We start from the raw sequence: 2,047 nt of genomic DNA on the forward strand, positions 1-2,047 counted from the left end.
TAAATAATCGGAGGGGAAATCTGTATATCACGGCCAAAAGAGATTGAAGAGATTACCTGGATGGAATTAGATTCAGCAGAACCTTAGTTACGTATACCAGAACACTTAAAAAGCCTTTTAAAAAATAAAGAAACAGTTCCTTATATTTTTAATGGAACTATTATTCATCAATCTTCATAAAGATAGTATTTCATTTAAGGCGGGGGAAAAATGGAGTTTATCGTTAATCACAAACAATTTACACAAGCTCTTTCAGAAGTAAGTAAAGCTATCTCAACAAAAACTTTAATTCCTATATTATCCGGAATTAAAATAACAGCAGATCAATTTGGAATTACTTTAATCGCAAGTAATTCGAATATTTTCATTGAAAAATTTATACCTATTTCAATTGAAGACGAACAAATTGCAACTATTTTAAAAGCAGGTAGTATTGTTGTACCGGCAAAATATTTCATTGAAATTATTAAGAAAATGCCAAGTGAGATTTTAATAAAAAGTATGAATGAGCAGTTGATTACAATTCAATCTGATGAAATTACTTTAAACTTAAATGGATTCTCGTCAAATGAGTTTCCTAATGTACCATTTATAGACGAACACTCAGAAATAAAAGTAGAAACGGAACAATTGATTGAAGTATTTAAACAAACTGCCTTTGCAGCTGCTAAAAATGAATCTAGACCCGTTCTTACTGGCGTACATTTCGTTATTGATCATAACAAATTAATTTGTGCTGCTACTGATTCGCACAGATTGGCTTTACGTGAAATACCCATTTCTTCACATGCGAAATTAAATTGCATTGTACCAAGTTCCACTATTAGTGAACTACTAAAATTAATGAACAGTAATTCAAATTTAGTATACATATATCTTTCAGAGAGTCACATTATTTTTAAATTCGGTACAATTAAGTTGTATTCAAGACTAATTGAAGGGAAATACCCTAATATATCTGGCCTAATTCCAAATGAATCCCAAACGGTTATTAATATAGATAGAAAACAGATTTTACAAGGTGTAGATCGGTCAAGTTTATTAGCTAGTGAATGGGCAAACAACAACGTTAACTTAGAAATCATCGACGAATCCACAATACAAATCTCTTCTAACGCTTCTCAGATTGGTAAAATATCCGAGACACAACAAATAGATGCTATTCACGGTGAAAAACAATTAAATATATCTTTCGATGGACGATATATGGTCGATACTTTAAAAGCAATAAAAGAAGATAGAGTTACTTTAAGTTTTGGCGGTTCCATGAGACCGATATTAATTGAAGCAGGTGAACAATCTGCAGCAGTATATTTAATATCACCTGTTAGAACTTATTAAGAAGAAAGGAATGAATTAAAAAATGTACAAGCACACTTTATGTTTTATAAAAAGAAATGAAGAAATACTCATGCTAAATAGAGAATATGATCCTGTAAAAGGATTATGGAACGGTGTAGGAGGGAAGATAGAAAAAGGAGAAACACCGTTAGAAAATGCAATTCGTGAAATAAAAGAAGAAACAAATATAGATGTGGAACAAAATCAAATTCAATTTAAAGGCATTATTAAATGGGAGGATTCCTCATATTCTGGTGGCATGTATGTCTATTTAATAGAGCTACTTAATGAATTTACATATCACACTCCAAAAAAAGTCTCAGAAGGAATTCTAGATTGGAAAGAGGTATCTTGGATTCTAAGTGACTATAATTATGGCGTAGGAGAGATGATACCTAAATTTTTAACTGAAGTACTTTATAATGAATTAATATTAGAGCACTCTTTCGTTTTATTAAATCATAAATTAGTAGAGTATAAGAATAAAGAATTAGCTAAGCAGACCAGCCTAATAGATTCAATACATAAATTAGTGTAAACAGTAACAGAAAATAGCTAATGTAGTCGAAGTGAAACTAAAGATAAAATTTAACGTGAGGGAGAGTATTTTAAATAGCAGGAAAGCAAATATAGTAAAGTAGTAATTAGGGAAGATTAGTATGTAATAGAAGGAGGAGCTCATGAAAAAAGGAAATCATTTATTTTG

2 protein-coding genes and 1 pseudogene are annotated in these 2,047 nt (G+C 30.4%); all 3 read left to right on the forward strand.

Annotated features, from left to right (window positions below):
• Positions 1-180, forward strand: a pseudogene (locus KI356_RS26510) (DNA mismatch repair protein MutT); the annotation flags it as partial.
• A 30-nt stretch (positions 181-210) separates the two neighbouring features.
• Positions 211-1,341: a DNA polymerase III subunit beta gene (dnaN, locus tag KI356_RS26515; protein WP_212936941.1), complete on the forward strand. Its 1,131-nt coding sequence runs from the start codon at positions 211-213 to the stop codon at positions 1,339-1,341.
• Positions 1,342-1,363: 22 nt separating this feature from the next.
• A complete protein-coding gene (locus tag KI356_RS26520; RefSeq protein WP_212936942.1) occupies positions 1,364-1,879 on the forward strand; it encodes an NUDIX hydrolase in 516 nt (171 codons plus the stop codon).
• Positions 1,880-2,047: the final 168 nt, after the last annotated feature.

Source organism: Bacillus hominis (genome assembly GCF_018332515.1).
GTDB classification, from domain to species: domain Bacteria; phylum Bacillota; class Bacilli; order Bacillales; family Bacillaceae_G; genus Bacillus_A; species Bacillus_A hominis.

Excerpts from the sequence above, each read along its gene's own strand:
- KI356_RS26520 (WP_212936942.1), top strand. The coding sequence starts at position 1,364 with ATGTACAAGCACACTTTATGTTTTATAAAAAGAAATGAAGAAATACTC.
- dnaN (WP_212936941.1), top strand. The coding sequence starts at position 211 with ATGGAGTTTATCGTTAATCACAAACAATTTACACAAGCTCTTTCAGAA.